The organism is Methylobacterium sp. AC832, assembly GCF_979256025.1.
Map to the genome: position 1 here is coordinate 1 of NZ_CEEDMV010000016.1, position 19,710 is coordinate 19,710.

General features: G+C 57.4%; 10 protein-coding genes, 11 pseudogenes and 1 other annotated feature. Of the genes and pseudogenes, 10 read left to right on the forward strand and 11 right to left on the reverse strand.

The annotated features are described in order from the left end of the window. Positions 1–74: 74 nt before the first annotated feature. Together AC0IXR_RS24630 and AC0IXR_RS24635 are read left to right on the forward strand one after the other, a co-directional pair. Positions 75–506, forward strand: a pseudogene (locus AC0IXR_RS24630) (IS5 family transposase); the annotation flags it as partial. 64 nt (positions 507–570) lie between these two features. After that, a pseudogene (locus AC0IXR_RS24635) lies at positions 571–1,107 on the forward strand (IS630 family transposase); the annotation flags it as partial. A gap of 260 nt (positions 1,108–1,367) precedes the next feature. Here AC0IXR_RS24635 and AC0IXR_RS24640 read toward each other — a convergent pair. Beyond that, entirely contained in the window at positions 1,368–2,393 is a 1,026-nt protein-coding gene (locus AC0IXR_RS24640; RefSeq protein WP_471762546.1) for an IS110 family RNA-guided transposase, read from the reverse strand. On the opposite strand from AC0IXR_RS24640, the pseudogene AC0IXR_RS24645 reads away from it, so the two are divergent. Next, positions 2,391–2,911 (forward strand): annotated as a pseudogene (locus AC0IXR_RS24645) (transposase); the annotation flags it as partial. The gene AC0IXR_RS24640 and the pseudogene AC0IXR_RS24645 overlap by 3 nt on opposite strands. A gap of 62 nt (positions 2,912–2,973) precedes the next feature. Here the strand turns inward: AC0IXR_RS24645 and AC0IXR_RS24650 are convergent. The 4 genes and pseudogenes from AC0IXR_RS24650 to AC0IXR_RS24665 form a co-directional block, all read right to left on the reverse strand. Continuing rightward, positions 2,974–3,854, reverse strand: a pseudogene (locus tag AC0IXR_RS24650) (TIGR01459 family HAD-type hydrolase). 449 nt (positions 3,855–4,303) lie between these two features. Then, the gene (locus AC0IXR_RS24655) at positions 4,304–5,140 is read right to left on the reverse strand and encodes a polysaccharide pyruvyl transferase family protein (protein WP_471762547.1); all 837 of its coding nucleotides are present in this window, start codon (positions 5,138–5,140) and stop codon (positions 4,304–4,306) included. A gap of 350 nt (positions 5,141–5,490) precedes the next feature. Next, positions 5,491–5,700, reverse strand: a complete 210-nt coding sequence (locus AC0IXR_RS24660; protein WP_156467863.1) for a tyrosine-type recombinase/integrase — start codon at positions 5,698–5,700, stop codon at positions 5,491–5,493. A gap of 624 nt (positions 5,701–6,324) precedes the next feature. Further along, positions 6,325–7,552: pseudogene (locus tag AC0IXR_RS24665) on the reverse strand (IS3 family transposase). Continuing rightward, positions 7,156–7,271 (reverse strand) — a sequence feature (AL1L pseudoknot). It overlaps the preceding pseudogene by 116 nt. Here AC0IXR_RS24665 and AC0IXR_RS24670 point away from each other — a divergent pair. Together AC0IXR_RS24670 and AC0IXR_RS24675 are read left to right on the forward strand one after the other, a co-directional pair. Then, positions 7,539–7,871, forward strand: a pseudogene (locus AC0IXR_RS24670) (hypothetical protein); the annotation flags it as partial. The pseudogenes AC0IXR_RS24665 and AC0IXR_RS24670 overlap by 14 nt on opposite strands. 5 nt (positions 7,872–7,876) lie before the next feature. Further along, the gene (locus tag AC0IXR_RS24675) at positions 7,877–8,371 is read left to right on the forward strand and encodes a hypothetical protein (protein ID WP_471762548.1); all 495 of its coding nucleotides are present in this window, start codon (positions 7,877–7,879) and stop codon (positions 8,369–8,371) included. Positions 8,372–8,532: 161 nt separating this feature from the next. On the opposite strand, the pseudogene istB reads toward AC0IXR_RS24675, so the two are convergent. Beyond that, a pseudogene (gene istB / locus AC0IXR_RS24680) lies at positions 8,533–9,247 on the reverse strand (IS21-like element helper ATPase IstB). 613 nt (positions 9,248–9,860) lie between these two features. On the opposite strand from istB, the gene AC0IXR_RS24685 reads away from it, so the two are divergent. The 4 genes and pseudogenes from AC0IXR_RS24685 (at position 9,861) to AC0IXR_RS24700 (ending at position 14,027) form a co-directional block, all read left to right on the forward strand. After that, positions 9,861–11,744, forward strand: a complete 1,884-nt coding sequence (locus tag AC0IXR_RS24685; RefSeq protein ID WP_471762549.1) for a hypothetical protein — start codon at positions 9,861–9,863, stop codon at positions 11,742–11,744. 185 nt (positions 11,745–11,929) lie between these two features. Further along, positions 11,930–12,428: pseudogene (locus AC0IXR_RS24690) on the forward strand (transposase); the annotation flags it as partial. Positions 12,429–12,494: 66 nt separating this feature from the next. Next, a complete protein-coding gene (locus AC0IXR_RS24695; protein ID WP_471762550.1) occupies positions 12,495–13,151 on the forward strand; it encodes an IS110 family transposase in 657 nt (218 codons plus the stop codon). A gap of 106 nt (positions 13,152–13,257) precedes the next feature. Further along, positions 13,258–14,027 (forward strand): annotated as a pseudogene (locus AC0IXR_RS24700) (IS5 family transposase). 194 nt (positions 14,028–14,221) lie between these two features. Here AC0IXR_RS24700 and AC0IXR_RS24705 read toward each other — a convergent pair. From AC0IXR_RS24705 to AC0IXR_RS24720, 4 genes and pseudogenes are all read right to left on the reverse strand, one after another. After that, entirely contained in the window at positions 14,222–16,402 is a 2,181-nt protein-coding gene (locus AC0IXR_RS24705; RefSeq protein WP_471762551.1) for a capsular polysaccharide export protein, LipB/KpsS family, read from the reverse strand. 101 nt (positions 16,403–16,503) lie between these two features. Beyond that, a complete protein-coding gene (kdsA, locus tag AC0IXR_RS24710; protein ID WP_471762552.1) occupies positions 16,504–17,385 on the reverse strand; it encodes a 3-deoxy-8-phosphooctulonate synthase in 882 nt (293 codons plus the stop codon). 41 nt (positions 17,386–17,426) lie between these two features. Continuing rightward, a pseudogene (locus tag AC0IXR_RS24715) lies at positions 17,427–17,639 on the reverse strand (hypothetical protein); the annotation flags it as partial. 3 nt (positions 17,640–17,642) lie between these two features. Then, positions 17,643–18,056: pseudogene (locus tag AC0IXR_RS24720) on the reverse strand (IS630 family transposase); the annotation flags it as partial. Positions 18,057–18,262: 206 nt separating this feature from the next. On the opposite strand from AC0IXR_RS24720, the gene AC0IXR_RS24725 reads away from it, so the two are divergent. Then, positions 18,263–19,216 (forward strand): IS110 family RNA-guided transposase, encoded by a 954-nt coding sequence (locus AC0IXR_RS24725; protein ID WP_471762554.1) that lies wholly within the window; start codon positions 18,263–18,265, stop codon positions 19,214–19,216. Here the strand turns inward: AC0IXR_RS24725 and AC0IXR_RS24730 are convergent. Beyond that, positions 19,194–19,484, reverse strand: coding sequence for a hypothetical protein (locus tag AC0IXR_RS24730; protein ID WP_471762555.1), 291 nt, complete (start codon positions 19,482–19,484; stop codon positions 19,194–19,196). The genes AC0IXR_RS24725 and AC0IXR_RS24730 overlap by 23 nt on opposite strands. Positions 19,485–19,710: the final 226 nt, after the last annotated feature.

Consider the following 19,710-nt stretch of genomic DNA (forward strand, 5'->3'; position numbering starts at 1 on the left):
CCACTCCGGACGGCCATCCGGGGTGGGGCATTCCTCACGGAACACGGCGACCATAATCCAAGTCGCTATTGCAAGGCTCTCGAAGGACGCGCGGCGGCCTGACCACCAAGATTCATGCCCTTGTGGATGCCGAGGGCGGCCCCATCGCTCTCAAGCTGACCGAGGGGCAGGCCCATGACGGCCGCTCCTCGGACGATATGCTCAGCATGCTCGGTCCGGGGCAGACCCTGCTCGGCGACCGGGCTTACGACAGCGACGAACGCCGAGACCGTCTGGCCAAGCAAGGGGCATGGGCCAACGTCCGGCCGATGCCGAACCGCAAGAATGTCCCCGCCTTCAGCGCGTTCCTGTACCGCTACCGCAACCTCGTCGAACGCTTCTTCAACAAGATCAAGCACTTCAGAGCAGTAGCCACCCGCTACGACAAGGACCCGGCCAACTATCTCGCCAGCATCAAACTCGCAGCCATCCGCATCTGGCTCCAATCTTATGAGTCTACGACCTAGAGCGGTTTCCGAGCGCGTTGCGACGGGTTTGGGGCTGGAGCGTTGACGGGCAAAGGAGGTGCCGATGCCGTCACCGTTATCCATGGATCTGCGTGAACGTGTCGTGGCCGCTGTGGCCGGGGGTGCGTCCTGCCATCAGGCCGCCGCTCGGTTCGGGGTCAGCGTGTCGAGCCAGCCGTTGGTCGGAGCGTTTCCAGCACGAAGGCCAGGTTGCAGCCAAGCCGTTGGGTGGCGACCATGCCTCTCACCGCATTGAGGCGCATGCCGACCTGATCCTGGGCCTCTACGAGGCGCGGCCGGAGATCTTTCTGCGTGAGTTGCGCGATGCCCTGTCTGGGCACGGCGTGCAGACCAGCACCAGCGGCTTGTGGCGCTTCTTCCGGCGGCATCGAATCACCCGTAAAAAGGGGCGGTTCACGCAGCTGAGCAAGAACGGCCGGATGTGAGAGCGGCCCGGCAGATCTGGTTCGAGGGGCAGCCCGACCTCGATCCGGACCGGTTGGTCTTCCTCGACGAGACGGCCACCAACACGAAGATGGCCCGCCGCTATGGTCGGGCTCCACGCGGTGTGCGCTGCCGGATGGCCGTACCGCACGGGCATGTGTGGACGCCCCTTCGGGTGCAAGCAAAATCTCTGAACGGGTGCGGTGCGTGATCGGATGCTGCCATGTGTCAGGCGTCTGATGCGGTGGGTTGCATGCCGCGGGCCCGTATGGGAGTGCGAGAGTCGGGACCACATCACTACAGTGCGCTCGAAGCGCTCCCCGTGCGCCTGGTTCTCCCAACTCCGTCTCACCGACGTTGCGCTATACCTGTCCGTCGACCTCCTCACGCCCTCCGACAGCCTCGCGTCCGCCCCGCCTACGCGGTGACGGCCGGAGCTCGGTAGATCCCACCCTTCGTCAGAAGGGCCCACGCGATGCGCGCGTTCTTGTTCGCCACAGCTACGATGACCAGCATCGGCGGCTTGCGAGCGAGCATCTGGCCGAGCCATGAGTCGGCCGGCACGCCCTTGCGCTTGGCCCAGCGTACCAACGCGCTGGCCGCAATGATGAGCAGGCGTCTCAGCGTCCGCTCGCCCATGCGCGAGGTGCGACCCAGGCGCTCTTTGCCGCCGGTCGAGCGTTGCACCGGTGTCAGCCCGACCCATGCGGCGAAGTCGCGGCCCGAACGAAACGTCTCAACGGGCGGGGCCAGGGCCTCGATGGCAGTGGCGATCAGCGGGCCGATGCCCGGCACGCTCATCAGCCGCCGTGCCGTATCGTCGGCCTTCGCGCGCGTGGCGATCTCAGCATCCAGGGTTGCGGTCTGCTCCTGCAGATGGCGGAGCGCACAGACGAGAACGGCGAGGCCGGCGCGGGCGGCTGGAGGAATGTCCGAAGCGGGATCCTCGATCTGCGCGATCAACCGCTCGATATGGGCGGGCCCCTGCAGCGCGATCAGGCCGTACTCGGCAAGATGGCCGCGGATCGCGTTGATGAGCTGGGTGCGCTGGCCGACCAACACGTCGCGGGTCCGGAAGATCACCGCGGAGGCCTGCTTGGCTTCGCTCTTCACGGCAACGAAGCGCATGGTCGGACGCTGCGCGGCCTCGCAGATCGCCTCGGCATCGGCCGCGTCGTTCTTCTGGCGCTTGACGAAGGGCTTCACGTGGGCAGGCGCGATCAGCTTCACCGTGTGACCGAGCTTGCCAATCTCGCGGCCCCAATGATGAGCGCCGGGGCAGGCCTCCATCGCCACGAGGCAGGGTGGTTGGGCCGCAAAGAAGGCCAGCACCTGCTCCCGCCGCAGCTTCTTGCGGAAGATCGGCGCACCGGCAGCGTTCGCGCCGTGCGCCTGGAAGACGTTCTTGGCCAGATCCAGGCCGATGATGCTAACCTCTGTCACGGACGCCTCCCTCGGGTGGTTCACAACACCACCAATCTGGCACGTCGATGCCGTCGGGGGCGTCCACCCCATCATTACAAGACCACCACCGTCACCGCCGCCCTGCGCACCAGCGGTCCCACAGCCGTCGCCCTGTTCGATGGGGCCACGAACGGGGCACGCTTCCGCACCTACGTGACCGACACCCTGGTCCCAGAGCTGAAACAGGGCGACACCGTCATCCTCGACAACCTGAACGTCCACAAGGTGGCCGGTATCCGCGAGGCCATCGAGGCGGCCGGCGCACGGATCCGCTACCTGCCGGCCTACAGCCCTGAACCGAAGGACCGCGTAGCGACTTCAACCCGATCGAGCAGGCCTTCGCCAAGCTGAAGGCCCTCCTGCGCGCCGCCGCTCCACGCACCATCCCAGATCTCCGCAAAGAGATCCGGAAGGCCTTCGCTCGCTTCACACCCCAAGAGTGCCGAAACTATCTCGCCGCCGCCGGATACGACCACGACGTAGCCGTCGCTACATGAGCGGAACTCGCTCTAGAGTAAGCCAAGGGTCGAACGATCCTCGACTGAAGGGTTCAGCTGCGCTACCAGACCAACCGCTCGATGACGGCATCAGGTTGGACCTCCTGGCAGGAGAGCCATTCAGTGACGTCGCCCAACGTGTCGTGCTCGGCTACGACGCCGAGCTCTTCCGCATGGATGCCGCGCGCCACCAGCAGGTTCGGGATGCCGTAAGCCGCGGCACCAGCGATGTCGGTGCGCAGGGCGTCGCCGACCGCCAGGACGCGGGCGACTTTGGGTTCGCCGGCGTCGTCCAGGGCACCCGCCATGGCAAGGGCCGCCTCGTAGACCGGGCGGTACGGCTTGCCGGCATAGGTCACTGCGCCGCCGATCTCCTCATAGGCCTGCGCGATCAGGCCGGCGCAGGGAATCAACTTCTTCTGGCGCTCGACCACGAGATCGGGATTAGCACAGATCATCGGCACGTCTCGTGCCCGGAAGCCGGCCAGCGTATCCCGGTAATCCTCCGCCGTCTCGATCGTGTCGTCGAACAGGCCGGTGCAGACGACACGCTCCGCCTCACCGGCCGCCACGAGGCGGATATCGAGGCCATCGAAGATCGTCACGTCGCGTTCCGGCCCGAGATGGTGGATGCGCTCGCCCGGATGCTCCGCGATCAGCCGCCGGGTCAGATCGCCGGAGGTGAGGATGGCGTCATAGGCCTCGCGCGGCACGCCGTAGCCGTCGAGGATGGTCTGGACGCCGGCCCAGGGGCGTGGGGCATTCGAGACGAGGATAACGCGCCGTCGGCGACCGGCTTCGGGCAGGGTGCGGAATCGGATCAGCGCCTCGCCCGCCCCCGATGAGCCCGCATGCCGTCATGAAGGACGCCCCAGACATCGCACAGGATCAGGTCGTAGCGTTCGGCCACGGTGGAAAGACCAGACAAGGCCGGGACCTGCATCGTAGCAGTGGCGCGCGCGATTTGTTCGCTCATGGGGTAGGCCTGACTAGCAAGACGAGGGGTAAAGCGGAATGCCAGGCCGGTTAGGCCGGTCGGTCACCGAAATCAACGCCCGGGAATTCCAGCTGCCGAGGCGCTGATCGCAGATTACGAGAACTCAGACGACCAGACGGAGAAAGAGGCTGCCCCGCGCATTCGGGAGTGGCTGGATGTGTATGCATGGAAGGAGGCTTAGCGGGGCTTGCGATCGGACACCTCGAAGTCGATCAGGGCGGCGAGTTTCACCAGCGGGTCGCCGTCTCTCGACAGACGCCGGTAGCACTCATCCAAATCGAAGAACCCTGGTTGACCCATTCGAGCCTCCTCAACGCCCACAGCATCTGTAAATCACGACACCGACGCGCACGGAAGGGGGCCTTTCAAGTTGTCCGATAGGCAGCATCGACGGTTTACCTTGTTCCTTCGATTATGCCAGGCCAAGGCGCCTGAGACTCCATCCAGTCGAAGAGTTGATCATACACGCCCCTATTGGCTCTGGCCCAAGCCACTGCCTCATTGAGTTCCGTCTCGGACGACGGGTAGGGAATTGAAATGCCGGAACTTTCAAAAAGATCAAGAATCTTGTGATTTTCACGTCTATAAGTGACGAATGGAGTCCGCGCCTTGCACGCCGCGTATATTCCATGATGACGGCCCGTTACGTAGAGAGACGCTGTTGACAAGCTTTTTACGAAGTAATCCCATCCACAAATTCTTGGAATCATTGGGAGTGTAGGCCAGCCGATGAACGCTGCCTGCAACTTTTCGCGCTCGGGTTCGAACTCGTAGAAGTCCCCGAACAATTCCCCCCCATTGAAATTGTAGTATAGCGCTGGATTTCCGACAGAATTGAAGTAAGAGAAATCTAATGTGGCTTCCGCTCCTACAGCGCCGTGACTCAAGCAGTGCTTCAAGCTGATAGCACCGCGCAGGTTGACCTTGGTCAGGACCGGAAGCAACTCCTTCCAGTCGGGGTGAAGTCGCTCGGGCCAGATTGAATTGCAAAGATAGGTCCTCTTTCCTGCACTGTGAGCGGCGGCCAGCGCATTCAGGTTCCACCTCGCAGCGCCCCCTCCCTCGCCGTTCACCAGCACGGCATCGCACCACGCCAAATCTTCATCAGAAATCGGTCTTTTGGCGACGCCGCCTCTCCTTTTTATGAGCCTGCTCTGGTAGTTCCCATAGTTTAAGTATCCGCCTCGCAACTCATGGCCTTGTGATACAAGTGTGGCTTCGATGAAATCCATAACGGCTTCGCAGCCGCAATGATAAGGTCTGGTATCATTGTAGATTAAAATCTTCATTTCTTCTCACTTTTCTCATTAATGACAAATGTTAGCGGTATAACTAGCGTTTTTCGGGAGCCAATACTCGCCCCATAAGTCCAGCAACTCGTCACAGGGCCCGCGCAGTTTCTCAGAAGCTGGCAGGCCGGCACGAGACCGTTTTAGACTTCTGATCCCATTGCTAGGACGCGGCAACCCCACGAAAGACCGCCGACCAGTGATGTTCTAGCGAGGGCAACATTGAAATCAAAGGCGAGCGGCAGCGGACCCATGAGCCGCGATTTTGAGGGGTAGGCCAATCTTGACGCCTTCTATAGAAACCCGCTCCCCGAATGATCCTTGAAGGCGTTCGCCCGGCGGATGTAGCCAAGCACCGTCCGTGGATCGCGGTGGCCCGACCGATCCATGATGCGGGCGAGATCCGCGCCTCGCTCGGCCGCCGTCGTTATAAAACTAGTACGGAGGCTGTGCGCCCCGAAGATCGAGGCATCGAGCCCGGCCGCGAGTGCGTACCGCTTGATAGTGTCCGCTACGACCTACGTCATGAGGCGGAGAGAAACCGGTACGGGGTTCGTTACGGTTTTTGCATCGCGTTTTTCGGAGACGGCTGAAATACTCTCGTCATCGGCAATATGGGAATTAACCAGATTGAGGCCCCGCATCCTCCACGACCGAGACACCGGCCAGAACACTGGACCTTCTGTGATCCCGGCCGCATCGAGCCAGTCCCGCACCAGGGCAACCGGCCGGATGAACAGCCCGTGCGGTATCGCCTTCTCTATGCCCCTGCCTTCCTGATCGGTCTTTGACCGCCGCACCATGGGTGGGATCTACCGAGCTCCGGCCGCCACCGCGTAGGCGGGGCGGACGCGAGGCTGTCGGAGGGCGTGAGGAGGTCGACGGACAGGTATGGCGCAACGTCGGTGAGACGGAGTTGGGAGAACCAGGCGCACGGGGAGCGCTTCGAGCGCACTGTAGTGATGTGGTCCCGACTCTCGCACTCCCATACGGGCCCGCGGCATGCAACCCACCGCATCAGACGCCTGACACATGGCAGCATCCGATCACGCACCGCACCCGTCCAGAGATTTTGCTTGCACCCGAGGTGAACCGCTCCAGGTTCCCCGGAGGCCATTTGGTTTGGGTCAAGCGGCCAAGGCTCGCACCTCGGGGTGGGCATAGTAGCGCGCTTCGGCCTCGGCGGGAGGGATATTCCTGATGGGTTCGAGCAGGCAGCGGGTGTTGAACAAGTCGACCCATTCGAGGGTGACGAACTCGACCGCCTCGAAGGAGCGCCACGGGCCACGACGATGGATCACCTCGGCCGTGAAGAGGTCGTTGATCGTCTCGGCCAGAGCATTGTCGTAGCTGTCACCGACGCTGCCGACGGACGGCTCGACACCGGCCTCGGCGAGCCGCGCCGTGTAGCGGATCGACAGGTATTGCGAGCCCCTGTCGCTATGATGCACGAGGCCGCCACGCCGGACCGGACGACGCTCGTGCAGGGCCTGCTCCAAGGCATCCAGCACGAAGCTGGCATGAGCGGTTTGGGACCCACGCCAGCCGACGATGCGACGGGCGAAGACGTCGATCACGAAGGCCACATAGACGAAGCCGCCCCAGGTCGCGACATAGGTGAAGTCCGAGACCCACAGGGTGTTCGGGTGCGGTGCCTTGAACTGGCGGTTGACGCGATCGAGTGGGCATAAAGCTGCCGGATCGGGGCTCGTCGTCCGAACCGTCTTGCCCCGCACGACGCCCCTCAGTTCCATCGTCCGCACCAGCAGCGCGATGGTGCAACGGGCCACCACGATCCCTTCCCGGCCGAGCTGTCGCCAGACCTTGCGCACGCCGTAGACGCAGAAGTTCGCCTCGAACACGCGCCGGATCTTGATCATCAGCACGGCGTCGCTCCTGGCCCGTGCCAGTAGCTTGCCGGGATCGGCGCGCCGCGCGGCATGCGCGTAGTAGGTCGATGGGGCGATCGGCAGCCCTTGCAGATCGGCTCGACCCCGTAGGCATCGCGGTGCTCGTCGATGAACACTTTCATCGTTTGAATGGGCGGTCGAGCTCCGCCATCATTGAATATGCCGACGCCTTCCGAAGGATCTCGTTGGCCTGCCTGAGCTCGCGGTTCTCACGCTCCAGCGCCTTGATCCGCTCGCGCTCCTCCGTCGGCGGCCCAGCACGTTGACCTCGGTCACCCTCGGACTGCCGGAACCAGTTGCGCAACGCCTCGCCCAAGCACCCGATCTTAGTGGCGATTGACTGGATCGCCGCCCATCGCGAGCCATGCTCGCTCTGATGGTCGAAAACCATCCGCACGGCACGTTCGCGGACTTCGGGAGAATAGGGTGGGGTTCGCTTCGTCATGGCTCCATCCTCTCAAGAACTGGAGCCTCCGGGAAACCCGGAGCGGTTCAACATGCAGACCTTGCACCGGGTGCGCGACCAACTCATCGGCGAACGCACAGCCCTGATGAATCAGATCCGCGCCATCCTGCTGGAGCGTGGCCACGTCGTCCCGTAGGGACGCGCCAAGCTCGCGGCCTGCCTGAACGACTTGCTCGATTCCGACAGCGACTTGAATATCACGCCACGCATGCGCATCCTCGTGGCGGACGTAGGCGAACGCTGGCAGTTCCTCGACTCGCGCATCGCAGCACTCGACACGGAGTTCGCCGAGCAGGCCGGCGTGTGCAGCTGCGCGCCTACGCCGAGCGCATCCTCGTCTTCCTGAGCGGTGAGCCGATTGCCGACCACGGGCGCTACTTCGGTCGTAACGAGACCATCTACGATCCCTGGCACTATCTACCCGTGCTGGCGCGCAAGCCCGGTGCTTTAAGGAACGGCGAACCATTCCGCGACTGGGACCTGTCGACGGGGATCGCTGAGATCCGCGAGCGGCTGAAGTCTCACACCGACGGCGATCGCCAGTTCGTCGAGATCCTCTCGGCCGTGCCAGGCGCCGGACTGGACGCCGTCGAGGCCGCCTGCCGTGCGGCCCTATCCATGCGCCCGTCCGATCGCGGCGTGCCGCGGCCGGCTTCCTCAGGATCGCGTCTTCAACCGCCAGCTAGTGCACTGACTCAGACGGATGGTTCAGGGGTTCGGCTGACGGCTGCGAGGATGTCGGTAGCGGGTTTGGTCCATACGAAGGGTTTGGCGCGTCGGTTATGCCCGGCGATGTAGCGTTTGATCGCCGCCCGCAGGTCGACACCTCGTGTGTCCGTCGGCAGGACCGGCTCGATCGCCGCCCATTCCTCATCCGTCGGATCAAACCGAGCCATCGGCATCTCCTTCCAAAGAGGAAAACCCAATGATCGTCGTCCTGGTCCAAATCCCCTTATGATTTAAGACCTAGCGTTGCCGATCTCCAGCATATCGCAGTGGTGTGTCAGCCGGTCGAGCAGCGCCGTGGTCATCTTCGCATCGCCGAACCACGCTCGGCCACTCGCCAAACGGCAGGTTCGTCGCCACGATCACCGAGGTGCGCTCGTAGAGCCGGCTGATCAGGTGGAACTGCATCTGTCCGCCCGCCCGCGGGAACGGCAGGTAGCCCAGCTCGTCCAGGATGACGAGATCGGCGCGCGACAGCTGCGAAGCGAGCCGTCCGGCTTTACCCGCGCGGGCCTCCGCCTCCAGTTGGTTGACGAGGTCGACCGTGTTGAAGAAGCGAACCCGTGCCTCGCGCTCGCGCACGCAGTTGACCCCAATGGCGATGGCCAGATGCGTCTTGCCCGATCCGGTGCCGCCGATGAGCACGGCGTTGCGGCTGTCAGTCAGGAAGTTGACCTAGTGCAAGTCGCGCACCACCGCGGCGTTCACCGGCGATATCGCGAGATCGAACTCGGCCAGGGTCTTCATCACCGGGAACTTGGCGTTGCCCATCCGGTAGGCCATCGCCCGGCTCTCCACGTCGGCGAGTTGCGCGGCGAGCAACTCGCCGATCACCCGCTTGGGCGCGTGTCCACGCTTACCAGCTTGGGTGATCACCTCATCGTAGGCCGCGCGCGTCCCGCGCAGCTTCAACTTGACCATCAGGCCGAGGACGGTGTGGCGCTCCATCACAGCGCCTCCAGCCCACGAAGGCCGTCGTAGCGGGCCAATCCGCCAGCGGCTCCAGATCGAGGGTCAGCGAGGCAGGCGTGAGCACGGGAGCGGACAGGTCAGGCTCGTTGACACGGGCCAGCAAGTTGAGCACGGCATCAGCGCTGAACAGGTGGCAGGCTGGAGATGAGATCGACGCCGCTACGCTCACTCTGACCGGCTCCGCCGCGTCGATCTCTGCGTCGGTGGTCATCAGCCCGGCCAGCAGGTGGGTCCTTTTTGGATGCCGATCCTGGGGCCCGATTGGACGCCGATTGACAAGCCAGATCGCCTACCCCGAGCGATTCAACCCGCCAGGGCACGGCTCTAGCGCCAATCTGCGTAATTTGTTACAAATGCCTTCTAACAGCCGTAGCAATGCCTCGTCATTCAAACTTCACAAACGCCAAAAAACCGTATAGCGATTAACAAAACAATGACTATGTCAGCCAGCAGTGATATGTATAATTTATGCGTGCTGCTATAACGCTGATATCTTAGGAATGTTGTGCAAAATTATTTGTAACTTCGAAAGCTAATATTTTATTATGTTCACCGTATCAAATATAGTTTGCACAGAGGGGTCTAAAAAATGAGCGTAGTATATGATGGACAAGATATCGTCGTGCTTAGTCAACTAGAGCCGACATCTGACAGACTTATCATTTCATTTTCTGCAAGAAATGGCTCTTTAAAAAAGCTTCGTACTCCTGCTGAAGAGATGACGGGGCCTGGGCAAGCGTTCCTACAAAAATGTGGCTTACCCGCGGTCATGTTTTGCGCACGATGGAATCACTGGTGGCAAACATCGGAAATGGATGCCGCTATATCGATTTTAGATGAGCAAGGAATACTTGACCGGTATAGAGATATAGTCACGTACGGTATGAGTATGGGCGGCTACGGCGCTCTGATGTTTTCTAAAAAACTTAGAGCTACGTCCATAGTTGCTATCGCGCCCCAATACACCGCAGATCCTCATAAATTCCCCGCCGAAACACGCTGGGCGGGGGATCGACAGAACCTTACTTTTATTTATGATGACATGGAAGAAGGCTTGGTTAAAAACGGCGATGTTTCCATTTTCTACGATCCACGCTTTATTCTTGATAACATGCACGCAACCAAAGTAGGCACACATCGGGAATGGCGAGCATTGCTCGTTCCTATGTCAACGCACACTGTTGGCCGAACACTTAATGATTTTGGAGTTTTGTCATCAAACATTGAGTCAGCCTTATTGGGGAAATTGAATGGAGGAGAATTTAGAGTATCTGTACGAGCAGCTCGTGCAAGCTCTCCAGTTTATCTTTCAAATCTCGCGCGTGTCCAAATGAGGCGCAAGCGTCCATCATCGGCACTGCGCATGTCTAAACGAGCGATGGAAGCTTTGATAAATAAAATTTCGACTAATGAAAATTATTTTCGTAGCTCAGAGCAGAAAATCACCGCCTACAGACATGTCATGTTTCATTTTGAGCTCCTATGCAAAATGGATCATTACTTTGAAGCGATAGAACATCTCGAATCCTGGAATGTTATGCTTAAAGATTGGAGCAATACATTCAAGATTGCGCAGTCTTATGCTTTATCAAGGTTAGGCCGAGATGCGGAGGCTTTGGAGCTTGCCATTGATTCTATAAATGCTGAATTACTTCCATCTGCTGAATTCTTACGGAATGCACTTAGACTGTTTGACTCCGTGGAAATGGAATGCACCCAGCTCATAGAAAAATTCGATCAAAAGTTCGGAAATGAGATATCCAGCAATCAATTGTATTGGCGGAAGATGGCCGAGTTGGTTTTAAAGAAACGTATACTAAAGTTGGTGTCGGTATACTTCGGTGGTGAATCTGTATCAAACATTGACACAAGCTTCGCTATACTCAAACATTGGGCCCTTACGTTGATAAATCGGCAGCAGTCAAATGAAGCTTTGGAATTTGTTGAAAGCAGCTCCCTCATGCCTCTTTTGTCAAGCAAAATCGTTAGCTTAATAGAATCGGCAAATCAAGGAGCTTCTCTGAAGACCAAATTTTCTCATGATAGAGATGAAAGGGTAAAACAGCAGATCGTAAGAAGAGAAGATATGAATCGCCGAAAGTTTATACTTGATGAAATTAGCAAAGTATTAAACACGCGCGATAAAGATGCGATAATGAAGTTCGATTTGGAGCATAAGGACTTTATAGTCAGGCAAGATCTGCTTTCTCTGCGTTTTGCGGGTATCTTAGAGAGGTTTCACCTTGCTGATCGTGCCGCGTTCTATTATATAAATGGTGAACTTCCCTCAAGATCCAAGGATATTTTTTCTCTAATCAAGCGAAAGGTTATCGGCATCTGTCGTACTGCTGGAAAAGATGCTGCGACAGTTTTTGTAAATACTTTAGAAGAACAATATTTACATGGAGACGAAACTCCTAAGCTTCGTACTCTGATAGAAACTTTTATCAATACAGCAGATTTCAAAGCTTAGCGTTCAGTCGGCATATCATGGTTTAGGTATAAATGATTTAGTTAAACCGACAAGGCTCTGGTTTGTGATATGGTCGGCTTTAAATCTTATGAAGCCGACCATTGACGTGACACTGCCCCGGCAAACTGTTGTGTGCTGAGCGCTAGTTTTTCGGGCGTCCTGAACCCTGAAGGAGGGTGGATGCCATGCCCCGCAAACGCTTCACGAATGAACAAATCGCCTTCGCCCTGCGGCAGGCGGAGAATGGCGCCACGGTGGACGAGGTCTGCCGGAAGATGGGCGTGTCTGGGCCGACCTTTTATCGCTGGAAGAAATAGTTCGTCGGCATGGGCGTGCCGGAGATCCGATGGCTCAAGCAGCTGGAGAACGAGAATGGCAAGCTCAAACGACTGGTGCCGACCTGACGCTGGACCGCTCCATGCTGCAGGGCGTCCTTAAGTGAAAGTGGTGAGGCCCGCCGTTCGCCGTGAGGTCGCTGGTCATCTGCAGGTGGCCTACGGGATCAGCGTGCGTCGGGCCTGTCTGGCCACCAGCTTCGGTTGTTCGTCCCAGCACTACAGGAAGCGATCCGACCCTCAGGTTGCGCTGCGGATGCGGTTGAAGGAGTTGGCCGCCGCGCGGGTGCGCTATGGCTTTCGGCGGCTGCACACCCTGTTGCGACGGAAGGGCTGGGAGGTGAACCACCACATGGCGTAATTGAGGGCGTGGCTCTCGCGGTAGCCTGTCATCCCCTGAAGAGGAGGACACAAGATGACCCGCTATGTTGGACTGGACGTCTCCCCGCTATGTTGGACTGGACGTCTCGATGAAGGAGTCCGCGATCTGCGTCGTCGACGGGCGGGCGAGCGTGTGTGGGCTGGAACGTCGAGGACCGATCCCGAGGTTATCGCGGCCGTTTTTAAGCGTAGGGCACCCGGCGCCGTGAAGGTCGGGATCGAGACAAAGTCCCTCGCGGTTTGGCTTTGGCATGCCCTCAACGAGCGGGGGCTGCCAATCGTCTGCCTTCATGCGAGGCATGCGGCTACAGCTCACAAGATGCAAATGAACAAGACGGATCGGAACGACGCGTTAGGTCTGGCACGCCTGGTTCGCCCGGGATGGTATCGACCGGTAGCCGTGCGGTCGATTGAGACCCATCGATTGCGTGCCCTCCTGATCACCCGCGACCAGCTGGTCGGCATGCGGACGGCGCTCATCAACAAAATCCGCGGGTTGGCAAAGACCGTCGGGATCCTGATCGGGCCGGGCAAAGGCGTGACTTTCGCTAGGCAGGTTCGAGCCCAGCTGCCCGACGATCCGATCCTAAGCTCACTCTTCGAGACACTCCTGACCATTCTGCGCACGATCCAGGAACGCAGTCACGGCATCGCAAAGCAGCTTTCGCGTAAAGCAGTCTGGTCATTCTAAACAACACTCCCCCCGCCCGGTGCCGTTCTGTCAGGCGCTCTAGGTCTTAACTCATAAGGGATTTGGATCAGGACGACGATCATTGGGTTTTCCTCTTTGGAAGGAGATGCCGATGGCTCGGTTTGATCTGACGGATGCGGAATGGGCGGCGGTCGAGCCGGCCCTGCCGACGGACACACGAGGTGTCGAGCGAGTGGACGACCGGCGCGGCTCAACGGCATCTTTTGGCGTCTGCGTACGGGCGCGCCCTGGGCCGATATCCCAGCGCGGTATGGACCTCAAACGACCTGCGGCAACCGCTTCCGGCGGTGGCGCAAAGCCGGAGTATGGGATCGACTAATCGATGCTGTGTCAAAGGCTTACGACGGCGATATTCAGATGATCGACGCCACCAGCGTGCGGGTGCATCAGCATGCTGCCACCGCTAAAAAAAAGACGACCGATCCCGTTGCATGGGTCGCCTTATCCTGAGGCTCTCGAAGGACGCGCGGCGGCCTGACCACCAAGATTCATGCCCTGGTGGATGCCGAGGGCCGCCCCATCGCTCTCAAGCTGACCGAGGGGCAGGCCCATGACGGCCGCTCCTCGGACGATATGCTCAGCATGCTCGGTCCGGGGCAGACCCTGCTCGGCGACCGGGCCTACGACAGCGACGAACGCCGAGACCGTCTGGCCAAGCAAGGGGCATGGGCCAACGTCCGGCCGATGCCGAACCGCAAGAATGTCCCCGCCTTCAGCGCGTTCCTGTACCGCTACCGCAACCTCGTCGAACGCTTCTTCAACAAGATCAAGCACTTCAGAGCAGTAGCCACCCGCTACGACAAGGACCCGGCCAACTATCTCGTCAGCATCAAACTCGCAGCCATCCGCATCTGACTCCAATCTTATGAGTCTACGACCTAAACCAGCGTCGACAACTTCGCGCGCCGCCTCACGGCCCTACGCCGCTTCAGTTCTTATCGAGCCCTCTACAAAGCAATGAAAGCCGTGCGAAGCGATAGCACAAAAAAACCCGCCCCATGAAATGCTGAAATTAGCTACCTAACGTCGCTGCCTATGGCTTCAGTTCGTCATTCCATTGCCGACCAAGTGCTTATCAGATTTAGTGCCTGTCCGGTGAACGGCTCTTTTAACTTCGAGGAATCGACGAGTATGACACCTCCGAAACGTAATGATCCATAACAAACTCCATGAGAAAAAACTCTGAATTCCAGAGCGTATCTTGAGTTTATAGAAAATGGCAATGAAACAGAAGCTAATCCCCGCCCATACGACTCACTTACCAAAACAAGATCAAGTTTTTGGCAGTAAACATCCACCGTTATTACTGATTTATAAAGGAAATCCGGCGAATCTAATTTGAAATCACCCCCGATCAAACTCAGGTCAAAATTTGCTATCCATTCTCCACCCGGCACATCGCAATTCGGCCCATAAATAAGGTGCCCCTCTATATCTAGACCAATCAACGTATGTGTTTCGGATAATCGGCGATTAGCGTTTACATGGAATATTTGCCACGGAAGCAATATATTTTTATATATTATAGCGGCGCGACTGGAGCACCCTGCGTTATATGTAATCTCGGTATGCGCACTTTCTCTGAGACTAAAGTGAGCTAGATATGCCTCCTTTTTGTCGATAGCAATAAGATCGGCCCCATATGTACACTTAACGCTCTGGGCTACCTTTAAAGCTGCATCATAGGTTTTGACTTGTATATCCAACAGATTGTTCGAGGAACAAAATTGCCCAGTGTCAATCCACAGTAAAAAGTCTTGTCCATCATGGCAATACGCTTCAACCTCTTCCGCGAAACGCCCATCAGCAAGCGATATGCTGACTGCTCTACATTGAAACTCCGCTATCGCTCTATTTCTGACTTCAGGGGAGTCGAAATAGATATCAAAGAGGTACTCCGCGGGCTTCAGAGTTTGCCTATGGATCTCGTCACAAATAAGACTTGATGAATCCGTCGATTTCAAGTCTAGTAAAAACTGTAGACGAGTTAAACTAGGTATAGTTTCTCCAATTTTGATGGAAAACAGGTAATTTTTCAGGCTTTTAATTAGATTTTTATACCAAATGCCATAGTGCTCCAATCGGTCTGTAGCAGCAATGGCCTTGGCCTTTTCCAAGCGAGCACGAAACTCCCGACCATTACCTTTGCGAATTAATGACGTAGTTATTATAAGGCCGACCAAAGCCGCAACCCGCGATGCACTAGGAGGAACCGCTTTATCCAAAGCACCTCCAAGTAACGTAGGATCATACAAATCTATGCTAACATTCTTACCCGAGTAAAGCGGGCTCCCCCAAGTTATAACAGGCTTCTGCATAATAAGAGCTTCCAGCCCAACATTCGAAGAGTGCGTTGCTGTGATATTTGCTAATTTGATCAAATGGAAAATACTGGTATGCTTACAGACAAAAATATTATCATCGCACTCAAATACGGCGCCACTATCGTCATCAAATGGATGAAGTTTATAAATTATTCTCCATTCTGACTGTATTGATGCAATTGCAGCACGCAAGACTTCCTGGTAAGATGAATAACTACCTAGAGAAGCAACTACATTGGCGTCGGTGGCAAGTTGTCCAGCAATAAAAACTATAGGGCGAGCATCAAGTTTTAGCCACTTGTCGAGTTTTGCTAACTCCCCGGGTGATTGACCTTGAATGTATTTAGACTCCTCTCGGGCTAGCCATCGATCAATGAGACCATTACCGACGCGAATAGCGTTGTTTTCGACATCGCCAAAACAATTATTCCAAGCTCTGTCTACGCCGGTTTCACCACGAAAGAAGTGAGGAGCCATAAGGTCAAGAAAAATATAATCACTAAAGAATCCACTCTCTGAAAAAACATATGGTGTGCTGGTTTTATAGCATACTAATGCTGTAATCCTTGAAACAACCTCAGCTCCATGAGGCACGACAACTAGACGCGGCTCTATCGTACAAATTTTCTCATGAATTAGTCTATATATTCCCCGAAGATGCCCTGAAAAAACTGAGTTATCCGCTAGATGAGGCAGATTATTAATATCAGCACATACGTTATGTACCATTAGGTCCGCTATATTTAAAACAAAGCCATAGGCATTGAAAAAATCGGCAGAGGATAAATATGGCGCGGAACCAATATCCTTGCAAAGCGTGTCTATTCTACTCCCATTTACAGTATGAGACTTATGATCATCGAAATAACAAATCACGCTAGCGCTACATCCCGCGGCCTCCGCCATGAGACGGATCTCTTCTGCATCCGCTATAGCGCTTTGACTAGAAAAGGAAAATATTTGCACTAGTTCCATTTAAGGTCCTTAGGTTACATTGATCGAAGCACTTATTTGCACAATGAAGATTTTACTACACGGTCGATAGATAGCAGCTGCTCTACAAGGATTGGGAGGTGCTTGTGTGAAATCATATTGGGTCCATCCGATGGAGCATTATCTGGATCTTCATGCGTTTCTATAAACACGCCTGCGACACCAACGGCAACGGCAGCTCGCGCGAGCACTGACACGAATTCGCGTTGGCCACCGCTAGACTTGCCTCGACCGCCCGGTTGCTGTACGGAGTGAGTTGCATCAAAGATCACAGGCGCACCGGTCTTCGCCATCTCAGGAAGAGCACGCATATCAGAGACAAGTGTATTGTATCCAAACGATGTACCGCGTTCTGTTAGGAGGACATTCGCATTGCCTTCAGACGTAATCTTATTGACTACATTGATCATATCCCAGGGGGCGAGGAACTGTCCTTTTTTAACATTAACTACTTTTCCTGTTCTAGCAGCAGCAATCAACAAATCCGTCTGTCTACACAAAAAGGCCGGTATTTGCAAGATATCTACGACCCTACCTATTTCGCTGCATTGATTTACATCGTGAACGTCGGTGATAGTCGTAAGCCCGAAACGTTCTTTGATTTCTGAGAAAATTGGTATTGAAGCCTTCAGGCCTATCCCACGGCCAGCGTCACCACTTGTACGGTTTGCTTTGTCAAAAGAAGTTTTAAAAATTATCTTGATTTCAAGCTTCTCTGCAATTTCTTTCAAGTAATTGGCAGAATCAAACGCATGGTTACGGCTTTCCATCTGGCAGGGGCCTGCAACTAACACCAGTGGTAGTGTATTTCCTATTTCTATATTGCCCACATTGACTATTCTATTTGCTGTCATGTCCATGATTTTACAAACCTCTTTAGGGCCTATATTCGTCATATATAATTCATGCAGCTAATAGCAGATCTCACGATCGCTGACTAGGGTTTTGACCCATAATCAAGAATGACGGTTGCAGCGATGCAGTCGACTAAAAGATAGTGGGTTGCGAACCTATCCTTTCGTGTAGCGATGCGACGGAAGTCCTTGATTCGGCCGAACATACGCGCGATGGCGTTGTAGGCCTTATAGAGGATCGGCTACAAGCAGAGCTTCCAGCCTCGGTTAGACTTTGGTGGGATGTTGGGAGCAGGCCACGATCCAAACACGCCGCGTCGGAGCCGGCGTTTTGCGAGCTTGGCGAAGAAGCCCTCTACGGCGTTGAACCACGAGGCTGAAGTCGGCTGAAGTGAAAGGTGAAGCCGCGGGTGGCGCTCGAGCCAGGCACGGACCTTCGGGTGTTTGTGAACGGCGTAGTTGTCATGGATCGCGTGGACGATTTTGCCCGCCGGAACTGCAGCCTGGACCGTGTTGAGGAAGCGGATGAGTTTCTGGTTCCGGCGGCGTTGCATGCGGCGACTGATCACCTTGCCCTCCGGGACGTTTAGGTCGGCAAACAGGGTCGTCGTACCGTAGTGCTTGTAGTCGTACGTATGTGTCGTCGGTTGGCCCGGCTTCATCGGCAGCGCCTCCTGCGTGTGGGTGAACGCCTGGCTCTCCTCATCCTCGTTTTAGGCGTTTTTGCTAATCTGCTGGTGTCGCGTGAGCGATGCCCGGTCCTGGATCGCCATCCAGGACCGGGCGGCCGTCCGCCGGATCGACCTCATCGGATCCCGTTCGGGGATGAGGCTCAGCAGGATCGCGGACGGCCCCCTTCATCAGATCCGGATGGTTGCCTGAACAGCCAAGGTTCGTAGACGAGGCAGGATCGACGAAGATGACAGACGATGCCACGATCATTGCCGGGATAGACACCGGCAAAGCCAAGCTCGACGTCGCCCTTCGCCCCGGCGGCGAGACCGTGCAGGTCGACACTACGCGCGCTGGCCATCGCGATCTCCTGGCCTTCCTGACGCAACACCGGGTTTCAACGGTCGGGATCGAGGCGTCGGGCGGCTACGAGCGGACGGTCTTGGCCGCTCTGTGTGCGGCGGGCTTGCATGTGGTCCTGCTCCAGCCCCGGCAGGTCCGGGCGTTCGCCCAGTACAAGCGGCGACGCGCCAAGAACGACCGGCTCGATGCCGGCCTGATCGCCGAGTGTGTCGCAGGTCTCACAGCCCGTCGGGCGGGGTTCGACCCCCATCTCGACCTGTTGGGCGAAGCCCTGCGCCGGATCGAGCAGATCGAAGCCGACATCGTGCGGGCCAAGACGCGACGGGAGAGCTTCCACGACGTGCGGCTCCGCAAGGCGCAGACCCGCGAGATCGAGCGGCTGCAGCGCCTCCTCAAGGCCGAGACGAAGCGGCTCGTGGCCGAGGTCGATGCCGCGCCCGCACTGGCCGCTCGACTACCTTTGATCGAGAGCGGCCAGGGCATCGGCCGGCGCACCGCCCTGACCCTGCTGATCGACATGCCGGAGCTGGGGCAGCTCTCACGCGAGCAAGCCGCCTGCTTGGCAGGCCTCGCGCCGTTCGATCACGACTCGGGCACGCACAAGGGCCTGCGCCGCATCAGTGGTGGACGCGCCAGCGTGCGGCGTGCCCTCTACGTGGCAGCCCTGCCGGCCAGCTTCCGCTGGAACGTGGCGCTGTGCGAACTCTACCAGCGTCTGGTCGCCGCCGGGAAGCCGCACAAAAAGGCGCTGACCGCCTGCGCCCGGAAGCTGCTCACCTATGCCAACGCCGTCCTCCAGCGCGGGACACCGTGGACTACGACAGAGCCACTTCTATAATGGTTGCTGAGCCTGTCGAAGGATCGTCGATGGACATCACGACGGCGTGGGCGGGCGAGTCGACGTAGAGCCCGACGACATCGCGTAGTTTGGCGGCGAAGGCCGAGTCGGTGGAGAGCTTGAAGGTACGCCCCCGATGCTGCTGCAGTCGGTGTTCCTGCCAGATCCGCTGCACCGACGAGATGCTGATAGCGGCGACCTTGCTTATGGCGGCGGCCGTTAAATGCGTGGTCCCGCCGAGCGGATCTCCTTGCTTCAGAGCCACCACGCGCGCCGCCACCTCCTGCCCCGGCGAAGGGATGCGCGCCGACCGCGTGTTGTCCCGAAATCGATTATAAATTGGTATTTTGCCGAAGGCGTTAGCAGGACTCTTGGCGCGTAGGTACGGCGCAATAATAAAAGTAGGTCAAATTGGCATCTGCCACACTTGCGGCGGATGAACGCCCGATTAACACTACCTACTCCGAAAGAATGAATCGACCGATTCCTCGAGG